Here is a 21,542-nt window from a genome sequence, read left to right as displayed (position 1 = left end):
GATCAGCTGGTCTTCTTCGCCGGCTTGCCCGACACGCTCGACCAGCTGAAGTCGAAGGTGTTCCTGAACGAGGTCGACTTGTTCGCCTCGCCGCCCAGGAAGTCTCCGTCGAACTCGGCCACCGTGCAGGTGGCCGTCCGGTGCGGCGCCACCGTGGTCGCCGTCGTGTTGCCCTGGGGCATGTACGTCACCTGGACGTCCTTGCCCACGTTGTTCTCCACGAAGGTGAAGAAGGCGGACCCGTCGGCGCCGTCGTCCTGCAAGGCAGTGCCCTGGAAGAACCAGTCCTTGTTCGAGCCGGCAGCGGCCTCGGCGAAGGTCTGGGTGTCGGCGTCCGCGTCGGCGGCGTTGAAGCGGGCGTTCGTGAGGTAGCCCGCGAAGAGCAGGGACGAAGGCGTCCCGCCCGTGATCTGCACGTTGACCTTCCGGCCTCCGATGGCAGCCATCGCGAACCCCCTACTTCATCCGCAGCACACGGGCTGCGTTCGGGTTGATGAGCTTCGCGCCGTTGTAGCGGTAGCCCCAGACGCCCCGCTTGCCGTTCGGGCGCCCGTTCTGGCCGGTGAGGATCGGGATCAGCGCGAGGTTGAACCCGATCCGGTCGGCGATCACGTAGGCCCGGCGGATGTTGCCGTAGATCGCCAGGTTCGCGTTCGAGGTCGTCGAGAAGTTCGGCATCCCGGACGCCCGGTTCTTCGGCACCCCGAGCAGGGTGCGCGCCTGGTCGTCGGACAGCGGCGTGGTGTCGCCGGTGGTCTCCAGGCCGCGGGTGTTCGTGAAGAACGACCGGGAGCCGATCCACGCGACGTCCTCGGTGTCGAAGCGGGTGGGCAACGCGTCCAGCACGTTGTACAGGTCGGTGCGCACCAGGGCGCCGGTGTCCGCAGTCACCACGTAGGTGGTGGTCGTGGCCGACAGCCCGGTCAGGATGCCCTGGGGCTTCGTCCCGCCCGAGGTGAGGGCCGAGCCGTCGCCGGTGATGAACGAGGTGGCCTCCTCCTCGTCGAGCGCGTCGGCGATGATCACCGACAGCTCGCTGGACAGCTCCGACCAGGCCGACTCCAGGGCGATCGAGAAGTCGACGAACACGTCCACGCGGGAGGTGTCGACGACCGGCTGAGTGAACGCCGGGTTGCTGATCGCGGCCTCGTCGGTCTCGCCCTCACGGGTAGCGGTAGAGCCGGCCGAGGCCAGGCCCTCCCACTTCTTGCCGGTGATCTCCACGACCCGGGCGAGCTGGCGCATCGGGTTGGTCGAGCCGGCCGAGGTCAGGATGACCGTCGGGTCGAGCTGGAACGGGACCGCGTAGCCGCCGTCCGGGTCCGAGCCGAGGGTGAGGGCCTGGATCTCCTGCGAGGTGAGCCCGCCCATCGGGTTCGGGTTGAACCGGGCCGCGGCCGCGAAGGCCTTGCCGAACGCGCGGTTGTACAGCTCCGATCCCGACCGCAGGACGCGGGTGGCGAGCACCGGCTCGCTCACGGTCTCGTCGCTGCCCTCGCGCTCCAGCAGCGCGGCCACGTGCTCCTGGGCCTTGGCGCGCGTGCTGCCGAGGCCCTCGACCCCGGAGAACTTCGCGATCTCCACGGCCCGCAGCGCGTGCTCGTTGAGCTTCTTGTTTCGCTGCTCGACCGTGCTGGTCTGGTTGCGAATGGCGCCGAAGTCGAAGATGTTCTCCGGCTTGATGTGGACGGCCGGCGCCTGGCCGCGGCGCCGCTCGTTGAGCAGCTCCTCGGACTCGCCGGCGGCCGGGTTGAGGGCCGCGGCCTCGAGGACCTGCTTGCGGGCCCGGGCGGCCTTGACGGCGGTCCCGTGCTCGGACTTCTCGGCGAGCAGGGTGTCCCACTCGGCCTGGTCCTCGGTGGTCAGGACGTCGCCGGTGCTGCCGGCGTCGATCTCGGTGAGTCGCGCGTCGATCTCGGTGATCCGAGCCTCGCGCTCCTCGATGCTCATGCTGGGCATGGCGGTCTCCTTCTTGGAAGGTGGGGCGGGCGGTTGGGTCACCTCGGACCGGGGGGCGCCGGACTCCGCCGTGCCAGACGGAGCCGTTTCCGCCTGGTGCCCTTCCTGCTCCTTGGTGGGGGTCGTGCTGGTGCTGCTGGTCGTGCTGGCGGCAGCGGCCGGTGCGCTGACCCCGTCGGGGGTCCAGTGCGTGGCGGCCGTGCCGCGGACCACACCGAGCGCGACGGCGTGCAGCTGCCGCGCGGGCGTGGAGTCGGTGGGGGCGTCGGCCGTGCCGACACGGTCAGCGAGACCGGCGTCGACTGCCTCCTGGGCGCCGTACCACTTCTCGGCCTTCATGACCTCGCGCCACTCGGCCAGCTCGGTGCCAGCCTTCTTGGCGTAGATCGAGGCGATGTTGTCGCTGACGCGGTCGAGGTCCTCGGCGTACGCGCGCAGCTCCTCTGCGTTGCCGCGGATGATCGCGTGGGCGTCGTGGATCATTAGCTCGGTGTTCTCGCCCATCACCGTCTCGTCAGCGGCCGTGGCGATGAACGAGGCCGCCGACGCCGCGAGCCCGTCGACGATCGCGACTACCTTGGCGCTGTGGCCGGCCAGCAGGTTCTTGATCGCGATGGCCTCGAACACCTCGCCGCCGGGCGAGTTGATCCGCAGGTGGATCGTGTCGACGTCGGAGGGCATCGTGGTCAGCGCCTCGGCGACCTCGGAGGCCGACGTCCCCCAGTAACCACCCCAGGAGTCGATGACGTCGTAGAGGTAGATCTCGGCGGTCGCGTCCTCGATCGTGACGGCGAGCTCGGCGCTGGGCTGCTTGCCCTCTCCGGGCTTCGGGAGGCGGTCTCGGAAGCGGAACATCTCGGGCATCAGTTGCCTCCTTCGGCGGGTGCGGACGTCGAGTCGGATCCGGGCTTCTGGAGCTGCACGGAGATCAGGCCGGTGTGCTTGAGGAGGCCGAGGTCGCCTGCCTTGACGGCGGCCACCGCGGACTCGGGGGAGAAGCCGGCGTCGATGAGGCTCTTGATCGTCGTGGCGTCCTTCGAGCGGGCGTCCGCGGCGTCGCCGAGGTCCTCGCGCAGGAACGGCACCGAGCGGGGGTCCACGACGAGGCGGGCCGGAGCGTCGCCGCGACGGGCCACCGGCGGGTCGAGGATGGCCTCGAACGCCATCGCCGCGGCCTCCCACATGTGCTGGGCGGTGCCGTCGGCAAACCGGCGCTGAGAGGCGCGGTAGTTGCCCTCGTTCAGCGCCGATCCGGCCAGCCCCTCGGAGAACCCGACCCAGGTCGGCGGTACGCCGGCAGCCGCCGCCAGGCGGGTCTCGCCCTTGGCCTGGGTGCTGGCGAACTCCATCTCGCGGAAGTTCTGGCCCACGGTGACCGGGTCCGCGCCGCCGCCGAGGAACAGCGTCTTGTAGGCGTTGAACCGGCCCTTGTGCTCAGTCTCGAAGAGTGCCTTGAACTTCCGGACCTGCTCGACCGTCACGGTGGGATCGAACTTGATCGCGAAGTTCGGCGTCGCAGCGTTGTCGAAGAGCTTGCTCTTGTGGACCTCGGACGCCTCGTCGGCCTTCACCCCGGTGAGCACCGGAGTCACCCAGGACATGCCCCGGTAGTTGGCCGTCGGGTCGGGGATCGGCATGTAGTGCGCGACCTCGTGCGGCTCCAGCAGCAGCGTTCGACCTGCGTCACCGCTGGGCCGGTAGGCGTAGCCGATGACCTCGACGTCGGGGGCTTCCCACGGCGCGTCGGCGTCCTCCTCGGAGCCGAGGATGATCGTGACCCAGGCCGGCCGCAGTCGGACCAGCCGGTCGATGCGCCGGTCGACCCCGGGGCGGCGTAGGCGGCGGATGAAGGCGTTGCCGGCCGAGGTGTCGTCGGCCTCCATCCGCGAGAGTAGGGCCGGGGTACGGGCGCCGGGCCAGGGCTGCTCGAGCACCGAGAGCTCCTGGGTGCCGAACATGTCGCTCGGGGTGCCGTCCTTCGACCGGGTCCACTGGAAGTTCGCTTGAGAGAAGACCTGCATCCTCGCCAGCGACAGCGCGAACACGGGGCCGCTGCGGCGGTAGGCGTCGCCGACCGAGGCCACCGCCTCCTCGTTGGTGAGGTTGCCCCACGACGTGGGCAGGATCTCGCGTGTGGGGTCGTTGAAGACCTCGAGCAGCTCCTCGAGCGTGACGTTGTCCGGCTGGCCGCGCATGTGGTTGCGGGTGAGCACGGACTCCCAGAGACGAGGCAAGATCAGCGTCCCTTCAGCGGGGCCGGCTTGAGCCGGTCACGGCCGGTCGGGAGGAGTGCCACGCCCGCGGCGGCGAGCATCACGCCGGTGACGATCAGTCCGACCGGGATGCTGAGCAGACAGACGCCCGCCGAGATGGCGAGGAAGGCCAGCACCAGGAACGCGACGGCGATGTCCATGTTGAGGCCCAAGCGGCTCACCCCCAGAGTGCGAACGGTTCGAGGGCGGGGGCCGGCTTGGCCACGCCGTGGAGGGCGAGCGCGGCGGCCTCCAGCGCGCTGATCTCGCCTTTGCGGGAGTCGAGAACCTTGCGGTTGTCGCTCACCTGCCACTGCGCGGCAGCGATCGCAGTGTCCAGCTCCTCGTAGCCGCCGTGCTCGACGGTCGCGGTCTCGATGGAGTTGGCGAGGTCAGCGTGCGCCTGGGCGCGTTCGTCGGCGTCGATCAGCCGCAGCTCGACGCCGGCCTTCACCAGGTCGTCGATCATGAAGTTCTTGCCCCGGATGAGCACCGGGCAGCGGCGCTCCTTCTGGATCCGGGCCACGTTGGCGGCGAAGCCCTGCCGGTCGGTTGCCGGCCGCCGGTCGGAGATGGCCAGGTGAGGCGCCGGTGAGGCGCCGCCGGTGCCCTCGACGACGGAGCCCAGGCTGAGTACGGTCTGGTCGTTGTCGCAGGCGATGCCGAGCGCGAGCACGACAGGCGCCGTCGGTACCGGTCGCTTCAGGTCGGGCCAGCCAGGGAAGATCGACTCCTCCAGGCCAACGGCCTCGACGCCGATGCTGAGCCGCTCCTTGAAGTACTCGTCGACCGAGTCCTGCGGTGCCTCCGGGCTACACAACTTGCGTCGCTCATCGGCGATGAACTCCCAGCTGATGGCCGGCGCCGTCGTACGTCCGACGCTTGGGTTGGCGACCTTGATGACCTCACGGTCGTCGGCAATGCACCCCTCGATGCCCAGGCGGTGCGTACAGTCCGTGCTCTGGCACGACGGCGGGGCGTACCGCGGCGAGCCGTCGGGGCGGCTGCCTGCGCGGCGCATCGGCGACCACTCGGCGTAGAGGAGCCGAGGCTCTTCGGTCATCTTCTGGGCCGCCGCTCGACCCCGCGCCATCACGGCTCGCTGCATGTGGCTCGCGATGTGGGGCGCCGAGGACGCCATCCCGACCTGGACGTTGGTCCGCGTGGACATGGTCGGGATCAGCGATCCCTCGTGCTTGGCCTCGACGGCGAAGTACTCATCGAGGTCAACGTCGTCGGCGGACATCGACTGCCCGGCCTTGCCAGTCCGAGGCCGGAACACGATCACGCAGCCGTTGACAAACTCGATCGACTTCGAGCCCTTGCCCTCGGACGTCTTCTTGACCCGCTTCGAGAACTCCGCCGAGCGCTCCATCATCGCCATGAACTCGGCGAAGGCCTGGTCGGTGGCCGACTCCTTGTGCGCGGTCCAGATCTGCTGTCGACGCTTCAGCAGCAGCGCCTTGCCGTTGGCTCGCTGGATCAGGAACCCGGTCTTGAGGTTCTGCCGCGAGGCGAGGACGAAGACCTCGAACGCGGTGAGCCGGCCGCGCCGGTCCATGCCGAAGTTGCCATCGAGCAGCAGGCACTGCTCGGGGTTCGGGCCGTAGCCGAACAGCCGGTTGAGATCGGCGACCTCGGGCCCGATCGTGACGGCGTAGTCCGGGCAGTTCCAGAACGCCGGCAGGACGAGCTCGTCGGGGACTGCCAGGTCAACGCGGCTGTCCACGCCGGGAGCGAGCTGGCGGGGAACCTCGAGAAGCGCCGTCATGAGCCCACCAGCCGCAGCTTCTCGTTGACACGCGCCATGACGTCGTCGGCGGCGTCCTTGATCCGCGGGGCCGCCTCGACCTTCGCTTCGCCGACGAGCCGGGAGAGCTCCTTCGACAGGGTCGCGACCGCCGAACCGGAGTCGCCGCCGCGGTCGATCTGCCGCGCGACCCGGATGGCCTGCGCACCCGAGATGGTGTCGAGCGCCTCCAGGTCGGCCAGCGACTTGCGGACCTGCTCAGCGAGGCTCCCGGCCACGTCCTCGGTGTTCGGGTTGGCCGGCGAGGTCTCGTCCAGTGGCCCACCGGCCGTCGGGAGCTGCGTGACCGTGCCGCTCTGGCCGGCGGCGGCCGAACCGGTCTGCTTCGGCTTGGCCGTGGGGCGCTTCGAGGTCCTCCGGCTGACGCGCGTGCGGCACCGGGTGCTGCAGTACTTCGACGTGGGGCGCTGGGCCTGGTACGGCGTTCCGCACTCGTCGCAGGGTCGGGTGATCGGCATCGTGGCGTCACCTCCCGCCGGCGGCGCCCCCGTAGCGATACGACGATCGGGCCGGATGGGGGCTTGAAGACTGCGGCGGTCCGCTGAGGTCGCGCCGAGCCCGGCTTCGACCCCGCCCCCGGGTCTCAGAGCACGAGGCGCCGCGCTCGGCGGGCACGCATGCGGTTGCCGCGCCGCGCGGCCTCGCTGAGGTTGCAGCCCAGGTGCGAAGGACCGAGGATCACGGCGCCGCTCGGGTCGTGGCTGATCGAGGCCCGCTCAGTTGGCGCGATGTCTCGTGTTCGCTTGAGGCAGCGGGGCTCGACGCAGGTGAGCCACTGTCCGGCGGCCTGCGCCTGGCGCAGCGTCTTGTAGGCCGCGCGGTACTCGGGTGTGCGGTGCTGCGGCTTGGCCATCGGCACCACCACCCTGGAAATGCCGAGCGCCCCGACCGGCGAGGATCGGGGCGCGACTGTCCGCGCCCATGGTTACACCGAAGCGTTACGGACGCAAGCGGGCGGCTCAGGCCTGCCGGGCCATTCCTGCCCTGACTGAGCCGTCGGGCGTCTGCCAGACGAACGGCTGCTCGTAGGCGGTGTGCTCCGGTCGGCCGAGCGGTGCGTTATCTAATGAGCCCACGAGGCGCAGCGCCGAGCTGGGCACGGTGATCCGCCGCCTCATTCAATGCTCGGCACTGCTCGGTGCTCAGGCTCTCCGCTTGCCGCAGTAGTCCTGCGGAGTGGGCCTGCCACAGTGCCTGGACCAGCTCCTCGTCTATGCCCTTCATGCGGAGCCGCGCGCATCTCTCGCTGAACTCCCATGGCGGGATGATCTCGCCTGCGTCGATCTTGTTCGCGTACTCGGCGAGTTGGTCCCCGATCGCGTTCACGATGCCCACCCATCGTCGAAGTCCGGGTGGTCGGCGTACACGGAGAGCAGGGCGTTGAGCGTGGGGCAAGGGGCCCCAGCGTCGGTGCGCGAAACCGACCCGTCCCACGTCTGGCAGACCTCGCAGTAGCCGTCCGTCGGATGGTCTTGGTCGAAGGCGATCGGGTGGGCAGCAACGATCGCCCGCTTGGCTGCGCACTCACGGTGCGCCTGCTCATCATCGAGGCGCATGCCGTATGCGTCCTCGCAGTCGATGGCGTGCCCGTTCTCGACAATCGACGCCTCGTCCTCGGCGATCCGGGCCAGCAGGAACTCGGTGATGGTCACGACGCCATCATCCCCTCTCCGGTGTGCGCGGCCACGTCGGGCAAGGTCACGGGCGCGCTCGCCTGGGGCCCACGTCGTACGCGTCGCGGCAGGTCGAGCAGACCACCGCTTCTGGCGTACCGGCGGGGTCGGCGAAGGTCTGGGTAGCGATCACGTCCCAACTGTGGCCATACTCGCGACACTGGCGCTCAGCGAGCAGGCGCTCTGCCTCATCCAGCGTGAACCGTTCCTCGTTCATGCGGTCACCATCCTCTCATCGGCGAGCACGGCCACGTCGGCCACGTCGTACAGCTGGCGGCCGAGCTGGTCGAGCCCGTGCTTGCGCACCTTGCCACGCAGGGCCCAGGCCCGGATGGTGCCGGGCTTCACCCCGAACTTCCTGTGCAGCTGGCTAGCGGTCAACGCGGTGGCGTGCTCCACGTAGTCGGCGTCCACCTTCGAGCGGTAGTCGGCGTCCGTCCACGCGTGGGCCGGGAAGTCGGGGCAGTGCCAGGCGTCGTGCTCGCCGGCGCAGGTCGAGCACGCTGGGTCACCGCAGCGTTGCCCGGGCCGGGCCCAGGCGTGGCGGGCGTACCGCTTGCGCAGCCGAGGTGCCTCGTAGTCCGGGCCGTGCTCGAGCGTGCAGGTCGGGCACGGCCGGCCGAGGTCGGCCTGGCGTTCGTCGTGGTCCACCGCCTCGAGGTGCGCGAGGCAGGCGGCCACCTCGCGGGCGAAGTCCTCGAACTCGTCGCCGTGCGGGAAGCCGTGCGGTGCGGCGGTGTCGAGCAGGCCAGACAGGCGCGCGGCTGCGCTGGAGATGGTGGTGCGGAGATCCGACCGCGTCAGCCAGCCGCCGTCCTCCAGCGCGAGCTCCCAGTGGCCGAGCACCTCGAGCGGGTGGTTCGGGTCGCCCGATCGCACCCGCTGCGGCGGCCACTCGCACCAGCCGCGCAGCGCGTCGGCCCGGGCCGCGGCGGCGGCCTCGTCGGGGTGGACGGTCGGGCCGATGAGGTTCATCGCCTCGGACTCGATGCCGTCACTGCGGGCGTCGTAGGCCAGCACGGCGTACCGGGTCACGATCGCCTGGAGATCGCGGCGCACTCGGTCCACGCAGCTGGCGCACGTCATGAGGCCGCCGGCGTGCCGCACGTGGTTCGGGCACCGGCCGCGCATCGCGCAGTGGTCGTCGGGGCACGGCAGGCCGTCGGGGTTCGTCCAGGCCTCGCCGTCCCAGGTACACCTCGGCTGCCGGGCGGTCGTCCTGCGGGTCGTCATGGCGGTCACTCGCTGTCCCTCCAGAAGGTGCTGGGTTCGCTGGCTTCGGCCACGATGCGGACGCCGGCCAGCTCGGTGGCCATGCACTCGACCAGCGCGACGGTGGCGGTCTGGGCGTCCTCGATGGGAACCATGCCCACGATCTCGTCATGCACAGGCAGGATCGGACAGCGTCCCCACGGCGTCTGCTGCCAGCGCTCGAGCGCGTCGATCAGGAGCTCGCGAGCTTCGCCCTGGATGCAATAGTTCGGCGCGGCGTACGACGCGCTGGTGGGCATGTGGATGATCCGGCCCGAGTGGGACTGGAACTGCGTGTGGCCGGCCTCCACGCTGTTGGCCACCATGCGGGACCAGGCCGTCAGGCCTGGCGTCATCACATCCATGGCGTTGACGATCGAGTGGGCGATCGCCTCGCTCACGGGCGGGTCGGCGGTCACCAGGCCGTTGATGCCCGAGCCGTAGATCCGGCCGAAGACCTTGCGCTTGGCCTGGTACCGCTCAGCCTTGCCGGCGCCGGGTCCCCACACGATCTGAGCGATCTCGCGGTGGATGTCTCGCTCGGGGTCGTCGAGGATCGCGATGAGGTTGTGGTCCTGGCTGAGGGCGGCGGCCACGCGGAGCTCGACCTGGGCGAAGTCGGCCGAGATCAGCACGTGGCCGGGGTCGGCGGTGATGCACGCGCGGAAGCCGCCGGCGCGCGGGACTTGCTGGAGGTTGGGCCGCACGCAGCTCATGCGCCCGGTCTTGGCCTCGAGCGTGTAGACCGTGGGCCGGACCCGGCCGTCGCCGTGCGTCAGGGCGTTGCTCCAGCTGTCGAGGAACAGCCCGAGCCGGTTCTCGGCCTTCTGGTAGTCGAGGCGGGCCCGGATCAGGTCGCCGAGCGGGCCATCGAGCTCGGTGTGCTGGTTGAGCGCGCCCTTGGCCACGCTCGGACGCCCGGTGCGGGTGCGCGGGAGCTGGAGGCCCTGCGCCTCGATCGCGGCGGCCACCTGGGCGTCGCTGCCGGGGTTGTCAATCCCGAAGGCCGCGAGCCGGCCGGCGGCGTCCGCCAGCGCTGCCCGCTGCTCGACCTGCAGCTGCGCCACGCGGTCGCCGTCCAGCGCGAGGCCGGTGTGCGCCACGCGGGCGGTCATCGTCTGCGCGAGCACCTCCCGGCGCCAGACGTTGGCGTGGGGGTACTCGAGCTGGCTGGCGATCGCCGCGTCGTCGAGGACGTCGGCGGCGGCGTAGCGGATCATCGTCGCGCTGTGCGGGTCGCTCTGCGCCCAGCCGGAGCGCTCCAGCTCGCTGGTCGGCCTCACCTCGGTGAGCCACTTGCCGGCCTTGAACAGCGCGGCCCGGGCCTCCTCGGCGCGAGGGCTCACCGCCGCGTCACCGAGCACGGCCGGCGCCAGCTGCTTGAGACCTTCGGCGGACTTCGTCGAGGTCGGGTCGGCGAGCTTGGCCAGGATCACGGTGTCGTGCATCCGGCTCCACGCCTCGTCGAGGCCGTGCTCGAGCAGCCCGGCCTCCTGGAGCGGGATGAGGTCGGCGGTCGCGGAGTGTGCGTGCAGGATCGGCGCCGTGGCCACGGCGTGTCGGATCGTCGCGGCCTGGTCGGGGTCTTCGGGGTCGAGCACCACCGCGAGCTGCGCGTCGCCGAGCTGAACGGTTCGCAGCCGGTAGTCGCGGTGGCCGATCGGGTAGCCGGTGTTCTCGATGTCGACCGTGAGCGGGGCGCCGGCCAGGGTGGCGAGGAACTGGCTCGCCTGCTTGGCAGTCACGGGCAGGATCTCGCCGCTACGCCGGACCACGGCGGGCAGGGCGTACGTCGGCCCGGAGGCCGTCGCCACGGCCGCTCGGCGCCGCTCCTCGGCGGCCGCCGCGCGCTTCGTCCGTGCGTTCTCGGTCTGCTCTCGCTTCGCCTCGGCTGACTTCGCGGGGGCAGTGTCGTTCTGTTGGGTGTGACGGCGTGACGGACTTTTGCTAACCCCCCCTGTGCGCGCGGGCGCGTCATGTGTATGTACGCGCGTAATGGTCGAAAAGTCCGTCACGCCGTCACCAGCAACAGAAATAGTGGGGCTGACCTGCGAAAACACCCGTGACGGACTAGGCGAAAAGTCCGTCACAAGTCCGTCACGTCCGTCACCAATCGGCCCGATTTCGGGCTCCAGCGACCCCCACGGGCCCTGAGGACGAATCCTGATCAGCCGAACCTTGCCCTGCCGCGTGTGGTGTGACGGAAGTCCGTCACGCTCCAGGGCCTTGTTCCAGGCCACTACCGAGGGGATCTCGTCGCGTCGCATGTTGGCCTGCTGGCAGCTGGCCACGAACGCGCTGTAGAGCTCTCGGCTCGAGGTACCGGCGGGCCACGGCTCGGTCTCGTCGCGCAGCCACGAACGGATCGGGTCCTGCTCGACCACGAGCCGGTCGACTAGCGCGCGGACCTCCTCCGGCGCCGCGTCGTTGCCGCCCGTCGTCGGGTCGGTCAGCCAGGCGGCGGCCTCGCACATCATCTTCGCCAGCACGCCGGGCGCCTCGGCCCTCCACGCGGCCGAGCTCACGGAACCGATCGCGGCGCGCGCGGCCCGAACCTGCTCGGGGTCGCCGTCGCAGGGGATCAGCCGCACGCGTGCCTTGATGGCCGGGTCGGTGAGCACCGGTTCGTCGTTGGCGGTCAGCACCAGGGTGTGAGTCGGCGCGAAGGTGATGGGGTTCTGGCCCATCTGGTTGCCGGTGAGCTCGCCGCCGCCGGTCAGCAGCTTGAGCTGGGCCTCGGCGAACTGGCCGCCCTTCGTGCCCTCGTCGATGAAGGACAGCCGGCGGCCCTTGAGCGCGAACACGATCGACTGGTGCGCCCTCTCGCCGTTGCTGTTGAGCAGGCGCCGGTCGGCGGCGTGGGCGTAGGACCCGAGCACGCTCATCAGCAGGTTGATCACCTGCGTCTTTCCGCGGCCCTGGTCGCCCAGCAAGATCGGGAGCGCTCGGTCGGCGCGCCCGGTCAGCGTCACCGCGAGCACGCGCAGCGCCCAGGACCGGACCTCCGGGTCGGGCCAGACCGTGGTGAGGAAGGTGTCCCACAGCGGTGTCGGCCGGAGCTCGGGCATCATCGCCGCGGTCTGCAGGTGCGGCGTCGCCGGGTCGATCGGCGCCAGCCACGTCTCCATGGGTGCGTCGCCGCGGCTCGCGGCGAGGTTCCACGGCAGGCCGCCGGCCCACAGCACCTCGGGGTCGCCGTCGAGGTCGGCCAGCCGGACGGTGCATGGGTGCATGCCGCCGTCGACCAGCGCCTGCGCGGTCTGCGCGATTGCGTTGCGACCGGCGTTGGAGTTGAACCGCGCCCGGCGCTTGGCGCGCTCCTCCTCGTCGCTGCCCTTCTCCGCCAGCGGGTCGCCGAGCGGCAGGAGGCCGGCCACCAGGGTCACGGCGCGGTTGGTCAGGCTCTTGTGCAGCTCCCAGCGGTCGTAGCCACGCAGCAGCCAGCCGCCGGAGTCGTAGGCGTAGCGCAGCAGGGGGTAGGCGCGCTCGAGCACGGACTGCGCCAGCGGCTGGTCGAGGTTGCCTTTCGGGTCGAAGCTGTGGGTGCCGATGATCGCGCGCGGCAGCATCCACCGCGGCGGCTCGATCGGCCCGACCGGCTCGTCCTGCTCGTCGACCACGCCCTCGGGCGCGGCGCCTGCCATCTCGAAGCCGTCGATGAACAGGCAGGGGTCGCGCGGCACCTGGCGCTCACCGACCAGCGTCACGGCCTTGCGGGCCGCGGTGGTCAGCATGTCGTGGAACTCGCGCTCGCGGTCCTCGCCGGCCGTCGCGACGCCCCAGGCCTGACGCAGCTCCTCGATGGCGTACGACGAGCCGGTGTGCCCGGCGGCGGCCAGCTGGACGAGCTGGTAGACCCGCTTGGACAGGGTGTCGTGACGCGAGCCGGCCTCGGCCGCGGTGAGCTCGTCGAGCGCGGTGAGTCGCACGCTGGTGATCTCGGCGCACTCGACGCGGGTGTCGGCGAGCAGTTGGCCGAGCAGCCCGCGGCCCAGCGCGGAGTCGGCGGCGGCCGGGCCCTGCTCGGTGGCACCCTCGGCCAGGCCGCGGACCCAGTCGGGCGGCAGCGCGGCCAGCTCCTCGGGCCGGGGTACCTCGCCGGGCGCCGCGGGGGAGCCGTCGGGCCGGTACCAGGCGTACGGGCTGCCACCGGCCTGCGGATTCGGCGAGGGTGCGACGACGACGTAGCGGTGGTGGCGCTGGATGACCTCGACGTCGGGCCCGACCGCGTTGAGGTTGGCGGCGTACCGGCCGGCCGGCGCCCGGAACAGGAGGATGCGGCTGGGCTGGCCCGGGCCGCGCGCGGTGCTCGACCAGGTCGGCGGCAGCGCGCCCCAGCGCTCGATGGCGTTGGCCAGCGTCTGGGCGCCGTGCTTGCGGATGCCGGCCTTCTCGTACTCGTCGACGTCGATGCCGATCACGCACCACCCACTGTTGGGGCCGCCGTCCGGGCCGGGGTAGGCGGGCATCCGCAGCGCGATGCTGTGGGCCGGGTGCGAGCCGGCCCAGGCCACCAACTGCATCGGCTCGGTGTCGCGGCCTTCGGCGCCCGTGAAGCCGGTCGGCGGCGGGTGCTTCCTGTCGGCCGGCACCGGGAAGATGCAGGGCCAGCCCGCCTGGGCGTACGACGCCACATTGTCGGCGTACGTCTGGGGCAGGGCTTCGGACTGGGCGCTCACGCTGCGAACTCCTCGTAGGTAGGGTTGGTGACGACCTCGCCGGCGGGTGCCGGCGACACTGATGAATGGGAGCTGTACGCATGACTGATCGCGCGCGAGCCGTGGTGAACTTCGATGAAGACGACCGCCTGCTCTGCCCGGGATGTGGGGAGGCGAACGTCCACATCGACGACGCATTCGTGGCTGGCCGGCCTCGGGAAGACGGCCCTGTTGTCCCGGTCCACGTCGACCTCGGCGGCCGTGTGCATGACGACGAGACCGTCAACCTGCCCATCCCCGAGGGGGAGCTGGGCCGTCGGCACACCATGTCGCTGGCTGGCTGGTGCGAGACCTGCTCCGCTCGGTTTGCGATCGAGTTCAAGCAGCACAAGGGCAACACCTACGTCGCGGTACGTCGGCAGTCCTGGTCCTGATCCGCGGGTCACGCTGCTCCTTCGGATGTACACGGGGGTCGTGCGGTGCTTGCGCTGGCAGCGGCCTTGCAGCGCGCGCCGGCGTCCTTGTGCTTGTGGTCGATGTGCCAATGCCGGTCCCCTCCACCGCGCACCGACGCCGGGCACGGGAACGGCCTCACGTCGGTGCAGTCGGGGTGCAGGAAGGTATGCAGCACAGCGGCGTTGCTCGCGAGGTACTCGGACAGGTAGGTGACCTTGCCGGTGGGGCAGCCGGTGTCGGGGCCCTCGCGCGTGGTCATGGCCGGCTCAGCCCGAGGTTGATTTCGACGATCTCGATCTGGTCGCCGTTCGGCATCTGGCGGACGACCTCCTCGAGATCGCCGCAGGCCATGCAGGTGCCGGCGTAGGACGCCGTGAACGTCATGGCCGGTTCCCCTGCGTTGCGTCGGAGGTCGCCGGTACGGTCACGACATGCCCTCGCCTACCGACGGACTCGTGACCCTGAGCTACTCGACGTCGGCCGTGCGTGATCTCCGAAGCAGCTGGCTCGACTCCACGTGCCCGCACTGCGGAGGAACGCAGGCCCTGGAAGTCGGCTACGTGGAACCGAACATCTCGTGGTTGAGGTGCGTCACCTGTCACCTGGGCGCCGTACGCAACGGATCCTTTATCAGTCCTTCGTCGAAGCCCTTGCGCACCCCCGCCGGCCTGCCTCCGATCGATCTTCAGATTTGGACTGAGGTGCGCACCTGCTTGGGATCGGGAGCGAACGCTGCGACGGTGATGCTCTGTCGAAAGCTCCTCTTCCACATTGCCGTGGCGCACGGACTGCCGCCGAAGGGGAAGAACGACCGGGCTCCGTCCTTCTACGAGGCGGTCGAACACCTCGAGAGCGAGGGCCTCATCACGAAGAAGATGCGGCCATGGGTCGACCGAATCAAGGACGTCGGCAACGACGCCAACCACGAGCTCACCCCGATCAGCGCGGAGATGGCCCTCGACGTGGCGACCTTCACCGAACAGCTCCTCGTCCTGGCGTACGAGCTGGACGCGCTCATGGCCCAGCAGACATCCGGCGGTCACGACGCCTGACCCTTCAGCCACGTATCGAAGGAGGCGGAGCACGGCGCACAGAGGTCCCAGGTCTCGCGTGCGCCACCCTGCACCTGCTGCTGGCTGACGCGGCTCCAGTCCCTCGGGAAGCCCTGCCGGATCGGCTGCTGGCGCGTGGACGCACAGCGGTCGCACGTGTGGATCTGCAGTTCTTCGATAGCCATTACGCACCCGCCTGGGCAGTCGCCTCGGGGACGGGCTGTTCGATCCCCAGCATCGTGCGGATCATCGACCGGTTCATGGTGTCGACGTCGGGCCCGTTGTAGCCGAGGCCGCGGGCGTACGCGCGCCACTCCTCGACGGGCTGCGCGGGGCAGGGCCACTGCACCCAGTCGCTGATCGCTTCGCTGCACTCGCGGCAGAAGTCCGGGCCGCCCTCGGTCGTGGTGCGTGTGTGGGAGCCCTCCACCGGCACCTCCGGCGCGGGCGTGCCCTCAGGTGCGGGGTCGCTCTCAGGCAACTCGGGGGAGCGCCACGCCTCAATGGCGGCCTTCACGTCGAGCGACACCTTGCTCGTGGACTTCTTGACGATGCCCTCGATCTGCGTGATCAGGACTTCGGCCTGCTCGGCGCGGTCTCGCTGGTCGGCGGCCTCCTCGGTCATGCCGTGCTGGGCCTGGCGGAGGTACTCGACCTCGGCGGGGTCGGAGGCGGTGGCGAGCTGCACCTCGGCGGGAGGAGGGCTGATCATGTCGATGATTGGCCCGCACTCGATCGCGTGCAGGCGGCGCTCGAGGTCGGCGAGCCGCTCGAGCGGGGTGGCCACCTCCGGCTCTTCGAAGTCGTCTCCGGCATACGTCGGGTCGGTGAGGAACTGGGCGGGGCTCGGGATGGTGATCATGCGGGGGTCCTCTCGGTAGGTGGTGAGCGGGATCAGCTCGTCGCGTTGGCGCTGCTCGAACAGCGCGTTCTTCTCGGGCCAGCTGAGGTCCATGTCGCAGACCTCGCTCCAGATGTCTCCGTGCTGGTCGCCGCAGTAGGTGCCGCAGATCGGTCCGGTGCTGGCGCCGCCGTAGCGGCACTCGTCGAGGGCCGGGCAGTGGTCGCTCATCGCGCCGCCCTCCTGCTGAGGGGGTCCGGCAGAGCCCCGTCATGCACCGCCGCGAATAGGGCGTGGCGGGCGGCGTCTCTGGCGTGCCGCATGCCCTTGGTCGGTTCGAGGAGCCGGGCGCCGGCCAGCCGGTCGTCGGTGGCCCAGGGCTTCACCTGGCTGGCCGAGCGCTCGACGTACCGGACGCCGTGCAGGCTTGCGACGCGCTGCAGCTGGCCGACCAGGTCGCGGGTGATCGCGCCGTCACGGCCTGCGCGCATCGACGCCTTGCCGACGACGAACTTCTCGACGGCGAGGGTCACACGGGCGGGGTCTTCGGTGGCCTCGACGGCGTCCGCGAGCAGGTGGTCGACCACAGCCGCGGCGATGCCCGCCGAGCACTGCAGCGCGTGGCTCGTGACGCTGGCGCCGTCGACCTGCAGCACGACGATGCCGGGAATCGGGCCCGGGTCGACTCCCAGATAGATGCGCGTCATGACGCCGCCGATCGGTTCGGCACCATCCGATGCGCCCGGGCGAACGCCTCAACGACCCGGCGGGGGACCGGCCCGCGCGGCGGGCAGTCGACGCCCTGGACGTAGGCCCACTCCCTGATCTGCCAGGGCTTCACGGGCCGGCCGGCCAGCGTCGGGTTCTGCGGCTGGGCTGGCGTCTCGGTGCCGCACGACGGGCACTCGTGCTTGGCGTCGTGGTGGGTGTGGCACGACGGGCACCGCGCGACGTCGACTCGGTCCAGCTTGCTGGCCTCGTGCTGGCGCTTCGGGCCCCGCTTGATCCGCGCCACCTCGGCGTCGGGGTTGCCGGCCTCGCGCGCCTTGGCGGCGACCTGCTCGTGCTCGGCCGCGGCGATGACGGTCTGCTCCTCCAGCAGCGCGGTGAACTCCTCGCGGTGCCGCTCGGCGAGCAGCTGGTAGGCGCGACCGCGCGCACGGCTGCGCACGAGCCGGTTGACCGACGGCGTCCGCGGGGTGTTGACGCACGCGACGCAGGCCGCGGCGTACCCGTCTCGGCCGGCCGGGTGCTTGTAGAACTCGGTCTTGAGCGGCTTGACCTTGTCGCACATCGAGCACTGACGCGTCTCGACCTCGGTCTCGGTGCTCACGCCGACACCTGCCAGCTGTCACGACCGTGCTCGCACGCACGGCGCACGAGGATCCGCGGCCAGTCCGGGGCCATCCCCTCGGGGACGCCCTTGCCTCGGAGGAAGCCGCGGCGGCGCTCCATCTCTTCGCGGGTTCCGACCGGGAACGAGGCGGTGAGCCGGCCGGGGTCGGCTTCGATGGCGTACTGCAGCTCGGTCGTCTCGCAGGTGCCCGCTGCGGGAGAACAGGGGATCCGGGGGTTCACGACGCCTCCTTCAGGCGGTGACCGGTGCCGCAGCAGGCGCTGCAGACCGGTGGCTTGGTGAGCTCGGCGAGCTCCTCGGGTGGGACGCCCGGCGACATGGCGCGCATGAAGTCGGCCAGCCGGGGGCGTGGGTGGTTGTGCTCGAAGTCGGCCTGCTCGGCCTCGTAGCCGACGGCGGCCGCCTCCCGGGCGCGCAGCCAGGCCTCGGTGGCCATCTGCCACGCCTCGGTGACGTCGTCGCGCCAGACGTGGGTACGCCGGTCGGCCCAGGCTGAGCACGAGCACAGCGAGCACCCGCCGGCGCCGTGCGCGCGGGGAGCGTGGCGGCAGTTCGGCTCGGCGCACCGACGACGGAGCCTCATGCCGCACGCTCCTGCCAGATCAGCAGGGCGCAGCCGAACGGCGGTCGATCGCCCTTGGGGCCAGGCGTCCAGCCGGGCCGCTCGAAGCGCATCCGGCCACGCAGGAACTCGACCCGCAGTGGAGATCCGGGCCGGTCGCGGAAGGGCTCGACCAAGTCCTGCCACCACGCCTGCTCGACACGGTTGGCGGGCAGCAGCATGGCGATGAGGTCGGGGCTCTTGGAGGGGCGAGCGCGGTACATCGCTGGATGGTGCTCGCGGCGGTCCAGATCTTCCGGAAAGATCAACCACTGCGACCATGCCATCCGCACCCACGCGCCACAGTCGGAGTACGGCGGGTTGCACCACACATTCCAGGGGCCGACGTGGCTACGGGGCCGCTGCCAGTGCCGTGCCAGCCCGTCGTCCTCGCGTGTGTAGAACAGAGGTGCCTTGGCGTTGTGCTCGGCTGCCGCGACATCGAGCTGAAACGCTCCGAACCGCTGCTCGAGACTCGCGATGAACAACGGGTCGGTGCCTCGGTCGTCCACATCGTCACGAGCGCCGCGCTTGGCTGTCTGCTGCGGGTGGTTGCTGGACTTGAAGCCTGCGAGGGTCACGACGCACGCTCCAACTCATCGATGCGGCGGCCGCCGAGCAGCTCGGCCACGATGCGCGGGTCCTGGACCAGGTCGGCGAGCTGGCCGGCTCGCTCCCGGAGCACGGCGCGCACCCGGGTGTCGATGGTGTTCGAGGCGATCACGTCGATGATCTCGGTGCCGCGGGTGGCGTTCATGTCGCCTTCGCCGCGGTCCTCGGCCTGCAGGGACTCGACCAGCGACCAGGGCCGGGCCAGGAAGACCAGCGTCCCGGCGCGCGAGAGGGTGATGCCCGTGCCGCCGGCTCCGGTGGTCGCACAGACCAGGTCGAGCTCACCGGCCTGGAACGCGGTCCGCACTGCGGTGCGCTCGGCCTGGCTCTGGCCGCCGACGATGTAGCCGACCCGGTAGCCGGCCTTCTCAGCCGCGGCCCCCGCGATCTCGACGAGCTGCTTCGACGGCGCGAAGCACACGACGGCGTCGCGGCTCTCGGGAGGTACGCCGGGACCGCAGCGCTCCTCGAGGATCTCCAGCAACGCCTCGACCTTCCACGACGGCGCCTTGAGGTGCAGGTGCATGTGCCGCTTCGGCTCGCCGGTCTGCGCGTCGAGGTCGGGGCCGTAGGTGATCTCGACATCGGCCGCCGCGCTGGCCAGCCGGGTCAGGTGGTTGTACTGGGTCTGCACGTCCATGACCGAGATCTCGGAGCCGTCGGGCAGCTCGGCGAGCATCTGGCTCTCGAAGTCGTCGTAGACCTTGCGCCAGGCGGCCGGCAGCTCGACGGTGCGGACGCTGTAGACCTTGGGCGGGAGGTCGGCCATGACGTCGGCACGGGCGACCCGGCGGTGCTGGCCGAGGATCGTGAGGCGGAACTCCGGCTCGGTGGCGGGGTGCAGGCCGAGGATGTCGCCGGAGTAGTCGCCCGGGAGCATCAGGCAATAGCGGTTCGTCCAGCGCTCCTTGGACGGCTGGCCGCCTGGGTCGAGGCAGGAGATCACCGGGAACAGGTCGCCAGGGTGGTGCGTGATCGGGGTGCCGGACAGCCCGACGAAGGCGCCGTCGAGCTCGTAGGTGATCTCGGCCAGCCGGCGCACAGCCTTCGAGCGGGCGGCCGTCGCGTTCTTGATGTAGTGGCACTCGTCGACCACCAACGCCGCGGCGCCCAGGTCGACCAGCGGGCGCAGCGACTTCCGGCCATTGTCAGTGACCGGCCCGGCGTCCATGCGGGCGGTGTCGTACGACGTCACGTAGACGTCCGCGGTGCCGAGCAGGTCACGCCTCTTGGGTCCGCGCCAGGCGACGGTGCTCAGGTGCGGGGCCCAGGTGCGCCAGGCCTCGACCCAGGGGTCGACGACGGAGGCCGGGGCGATCACCAGGGCCGGTGAGGGCGGGCTGGCGTCGTGGCCGTCCGCGAGCCGGGCCCACAGCTCCAGCAGACCGAGGATCGTGGTGATGGTCTTGCCGGTGCGCGGCTCGTCGAAGATCAGCGCGCGGCCGGTGCGGGCGATCTCCAGCGCGCCGGCGACCTGGTAGGGCCGCGGGGTCAGGCCCTCGGGCGGGACGTAGGCCAGGCGGTCGCCGACGGCGCCGGCCCGAGCGACCTGCTGGCCGCGGATCCACGCGGACAGGCGCGGGCCCGGCGCCCAGGCAGCGCCGAACGTCGCGGCGAGCTGGAGGACGGTGCTCCAGCTCACGGGCGTGACGAGACCGCCAGGCGGGTCGGACTTGGAGAAGAGCGGGGTGAGGAGCTCGAGGTGCTTGGCCGCCACAGCAACCTCGTGGTCGGGACCGGCAGCGATCAGGAACATCTCCCGATCGCTGCCGGCGACCAGCTCAGCGTGGATGCCGAGCAAGGTGGATCAGCCCTGAACCTGCGGGGCCGGCTGAGCGGCCTGCTGCTGCTGCTGTCCGGCGATCTGAGCGAACAGCTGCTGCTGCGCGGGGCTCAGGGTCTCCGGAACGGGCAGCCCGCCGGCCTGGACCGGCTGACCGGGGACGGCCTGCGGAACCTGCTGGACGGGAGCCTGAGCGACCGGAGCCGCCTGTGCCACGGGCTGGCCCTGGGGCACGAACTGCTGCTGCGGGGCGTAGGGCTGCTGCGCCTGGGGGACGGGAGCCTGAGCGGCGTACTGCGGCTGGACGGGCGGCTGAGCCTGCGGGACGGCCGGGGGAGCAGGCGGCTGCCCTCCGGCCGGGGTGTAGACGATGTGGAAGATGTTCTGCGGGATCGTGCCGCGACCCTGCTTGCGCTGGACCAGCGTGACGGTGATGACAGACCCGCCCGTGATCTGGGCCTCTGCCGTACCGGCGCCCGGGACGCCCGCCTCGGTCATCGCGCGGGTGAGCTCGTCGCGGAGCTGCCCACGGACGTAGAGCCGGGCCTCGCCCTCCGGGTACTCGGCCGAGACCGGGACCTGGAGCGGGACGGCCAGCACGAACTTCGGCCGACCGTCGCGGTAGAACTGCGGGATGCCCGCGTCACGGGTGTTCGGCGCGCCAACCTCCTGCGAGACGTCGGCGTGGGTCACGTCGCGGGGGACGACGCCCTGGACGGTGTACCCGTCGGGCTTGCCCTTCCACGAGATGCCGGGGCCGCCGCCGAGCGAGGGCTGGCTGTAGAACGCGTCGAGGCTGCCGTCCGCGAGCGGCACGGCCGGCTGCGGCGGGCCCTGTGCGGGCATCTGCGGCGCGTACCCCTGCTGGGGGAAGGCACCGGGGTAGCCCGGCTGGGCCGGCGCGAGCGGCATGGCCGGCTGAGGGGGGTAGGGCTGCTGCACGGGCTGCTGGGGGTAGTAGTACTGCTGCTGGGACATCGGTCTCTCGTTTCGCGTGAAGGTGTGATGGGTGCTTCGCGGTGTTGCTGGTGCCGGCCCGCGCTACGCGGTAGAGCCGGCGGACCCCGCACCCGCTGAGGGCGAGGGGGAGTCGGTGGTGACGGAGTCGACGTAGGCCTGCGCTGAGGCCTCGGTCCGGAAGACCCGGCACCCGCAGTCACGGGTCGGGTGGCGCTCGTCGGGGCAGCCGGGGGCAGTCGCGATGACGGGATGGCTCATCGTGAAACCGCGGGTGCGG

23 protein-coding genes are annotated in these 21,542 nt (G+C 70.9%); 2 read left to right on the top strand and 21 right to left on the bottom strand.

Going from position 1 to position 21,542, the window contains the following annotated elements; translation table 11 throughout:
- Positions 1 to 2 precede the first annotated feature (2 nt).
- From ACUP6Y_RS17040 to ACUP6Y_RS16990, 11 genes are all read right to left on the bottom strand, one after another.
- The gene (locus ACUP6Y_RS17040; RefSeq protein ID WP_462552003.1) at positions 3 to 446 is read right to left on the bottom strand and encodes a hypothetical protein; all 444 of its coding nucleotides are present in this window, start codon (positions 444 to 446) and stop codon (positions 3 to 5) included.
- A gap of 10 nt (positions 447 to 456) precedes the next feature.
- Positions 457 to 2,823, bottom strand: coding sequence for a head maturation protease, ClpP-related (locus ACUP6Y_RS17035; protein WP_462552002.1), 2,367 nt, complete (start codon positions 2,821 to 2,823; stop codon positions 457 to 459).
- Positions 2,823 to 4,193 carry a phage portal protein gene (locus ACUP6Y_RS17030; RefSeq protein ID WP_462552001.1) on the bottom strand — a complete coding sequence of 457 codons (1,371 nt, stop codon included), beginning with the start codon at positions 4,191 to 4,193 and terminating at the stop codon, positions 2,823 to 2,825. The genes ACUP6Y_RS17035 and ACUP6Y_RS17030 overlap by 1 nt, the downstream gene beginning before the upstream one ends.
- 2 nt (positions 4,194 to 4,195) lie before the next feature.
- Positions 4,196 to 4,393 (bottom strand): hypothetical protein, encoded by a 198-nt coding sequence (locus tag ACUP6Y_RS17025; RefSeq protein WP_462552000.1) that lies wholly within the window; start codon positions 4,391 to 4,393, stop codon positions 4,196 to 4,198.
- Complete coding sequence (locus ACUP6Y_RS17020) at positions 4,390 to 5,940, bottom strand: hypothetical protein (protein WP_462551999.1); 1,551 nt, start codon at positions 5,938 to 5,940, stop codon at positions 4,390 to 4,392. The genes ACUP6Y_RS17025 and ACUP6Y_RS17020 overlap by 4 nt, the downstream gene beginning before the upstream one ends.
- Before the next feature lie 38 nt (positions 5,941 to 5,978).
- Positions 5,979 to 6,479 carry a DNA gyrase inhibitor YacG gene (locus ACUP6Y_RS17015; protein WP_462551998.1) on the bottom strand — a complete coding sequence of 167 codons (501 nt, stop codon included), beginning with the start codon at positions 6,477 to 6,479 and terminating at the stop codon, positions 5,979 to 5,981.
- Positions 6,480 to 6,604: 125 nt separating this feature from the next.
- Complete coding sequence (locus ACUP6Y_RS17010; protein WP_462551997.1) at positions 6,605 to 6,874, bottom strand: hypothetical protein; 270 nt, start codon at positions 6,872 to 6,874, stop codon at positions 6,605 to 6,607.
- A gap of 469 nt (positions 6,875 to 7,343) precedes the next feature.
- A complete protein-coding gene (locus tag ACUP6Y_RS17005) occupies positions 7,344 to 7,673 on the bottom strand; it encodes a DUF6221 family protein (RefSeq protein WP_462551996.1) in 330 nt (109 codons plus the stop codon).
- A 46-nt stretch (positions 7,674 to 7,719) separates the two neighbouring features.
- Positions 7,720 to 7,911, bottom strand: coding sequence for a hypothetical protein (locus ACUP6Y_RS17000; RefSeq protein ID WP_462551995.1), 192 nt, complete (start codon positions 7,909 to 7,911; stop codon positions 7,720 to 7,722).
- Positions 7,908 to 8,927 carry a MerR family transcriptional regulator gene (locus ACUP6Y_RS16995; protein ID WP_462551994.1) on the bottom strand — a complete coding sequence of 340 codons (1,020 nt, stop codon included), beginning with the start codon at positions 8,925 to 8,927 and terminating at the stop codon, positions 7,908 to 7,910. Before ACUP6Y_RS16995 ends, ACUP6Y_RS17000 begins: the two co-directional genes overlap by 4 nt.
- A 5-nt stretch (positions 8,928 to 8,932) precedes the next feature.
- A complete protein-coding gene (locus ACUP6Y_RS16990) occupies positions 8,933 to 13,624 on the bottom strand; it encodes a DNA polymerase (protein ID WP_462551993.1) in 4,692 nt (1,563 codons plus the stop codon).
- Positions 13,625 to 13,704: 80 nt separating this feature from the next.
- Here ACUP6Y_RS16990 and ACUP6Y_RS16985 point away from each other — a divergent pair, with 80 nt between their 5' ends.
- Positions 13,705 to 14,037 carry a hypothetical protein gene (locus ACUP6Y_RS16985; RefSeq protein ID WP_462551992.1) on the top strand — a complete coding sequence of 111 codons (333 nt, stop codon included), beginning with the start codon at positions 13,705 to 13,707 and terminating at the stop codon, positions 14,035 to 14,037.
- An 8-nt stretch (positions 14,038 to 14,045) separates the two neighbouring features.
- Here the strand turns inward: ACUP6Y_RS16985 and ACUP6Y_RS16980 are convergent, their stop codons facing one another.
- Both ACUP6Y_RS16980 and ACUP6Y_RS16975 read right to left on the bottom strand, forming a co-directional pair.
- A complete protein-coding gene (locus ACUP6Y_RS16980; protein WP_462551991.1) occupies positions 14,046 to 14,318 on the bottom strand; it encodes a hypothetical protein in 273 nt (90 codons plus the stop codon).
- A complete protein-coding gene (locus tag ACUP6Y_RS16975) occupies positions 14,315 to 14,443 on the bottom strand; it encodes a hypothetical protein (RefSeq protein ID WP_462551990.1) in 129 nt (42 codons plus the stop codon). Before ACUP6Y_RS16975 ends, ACUP6Y_RS16980 begins: the two co-directional genes overlap by 4 nt.
- Before the next feature lie 47 nt (positions 14,444 to 14,490).
- On the opposite strand from ACUP6Y_RS16975, the gene ACUP6Y_RS16970 reads away from it, so the two are divergent.
- A complete protein-coding gene (locus tag ACUP6Y_RS16970; RefSeq protein ID WP_462551989.1) occupies positions 14,491 to 15,111 on the top strand; it encodes a DUF4145 domain-containing protein in 621 nt (206 codons plus the stop codon).
- A gap of 184 nt (positions 15,112 to 15,295) precedes the next feature.
- Here the strand turns inward: ACUP6Y_RS16970 and ACUP6Y_RS16965 are convergent, their stop codons facing one another.
- From ACUP6Y_RS16965 to ACUP6Y_RS16930, 8 genes are read right to left on the bottom strand one after another with little or no spacing between them, the layout of a single operon-like run.
- Positions 15,296 to 16,183 carry a hypothetical protein gene (locus ACUP6Y_RS16965; RefSeq protein WP_462551988.1) on the bottom strand — a complete coding sequence of 296 codons (888 nt, stop codon included), beginning with the start codon at positions 16,181 to 16,183 and terminating at the stop codon, positions 15,296 to 15,298.
- Positions 16,180 to 16,659 carry a hypothetical protein gene (locus ACUP6Y_RS16960; protein WP_462551987.1) on the bottom strand — a complete coding sequence of 160 codons (480 nt, stop codon included), beginning with the start codon at positions 16,657 to 16,659 and terminating at the stop codon, positions 16,180 to 16,182. The genes ACUP6Y_RS16965 and ACUP6Y_RS16960 overlap by 4 nt, the downstream gene beginning before the upstream one ends.
- A complete protein-coding gene (locus ACUP6Y_RS16955; protein WP_462551986.1) occupies positions 16,656 to 17,285 on the bottom strand; it encodes a 50S ribosomal protein L32 in 630 nt (209 codons plus the stop codon). Before ACUP6Y_RS16955 ends, ACUP6Y_RS16960 begins: the two co-directional genes overlap by 4 nt.
- Positions 17,282 to 17,530 (bottom strand): hypothetical protein, encoded by a 249-nt coding sequence (locus ACUP6Y_RS16950; RefSeq protein WP_462551985.1) that lies wholly within the window; start codon positions 17,528 to 17,530, stop codon positions 17,282 to 17,284. Before ACUP6Y_RS16950 ends, ACUP6Y_RS16955 begins: the two co-directional genes overlap by 4 nt.
- A complete protein-coding gene (locus ACUP6Y_RS16945; RefSeq protein ID WP_462551984.1) occupies positions 17,527 to 17,892 on the bottom strand; it encodes a hypothetical protein in 366 nt (121 codons plus the stop codon). Before ACUP6Y_RS16945 ends, ACUP6Y_RS16950 begins: the two co-directional genes overlap by 4 nt.
- A complete protein-coding gene (locus tag ACUP6Y_RS16940; protein WP_462551983.1) occupies positions 17,889 to 18,491 on the bottom strand; it encodes a DNA N-6-adenine-methyltransferase in 603 nt (200 codons plus the stop codon). Before ACUP6Y_RS16940 ends, ACUP6Y_RS16945 begins: the two co-directional genes overlap by 4 nt.
- A complete protein-coding gene (locus ACUP6Y_RS16935) occupies positions 18,488 to 20,323 on the bottom strand; it encodes a DEAD/DEAH box helicase (RefSeq protein WP_462551982.1) in 1,836 nt (611 codons plus the stop codon). The genes ACUP6Y_RS16940 and ACUP6Y_RS16935 overlap by 4 nt, the downstream gene beginning before the upstream one ends.
- Before the next feature lie 6 nt (positions 20,324 to 20,329).
- Positions 20,330 to 21,283: a hypothetical protein gene (locus tag ACUP6Y_RS16930; RefSeq protein WP_462551980.1), complete on the bottom strand. Its 954-nt coding sequence runs from the start codon at positions 21,281 to 21,283 to the stop codon at positions 20,330 to 20,332.
- Positions 21,284 to 21,542: the final 259 nt, after the last annotated feature.

This window comes from Nocardioides sp. S5-5 (assembly GCF_054954065.1).
The sequence above is the reverse complement of the archived record's forward strand: the minus strand, read 5'-3'. Positions and strand labels throughout refer to the sequence as shown.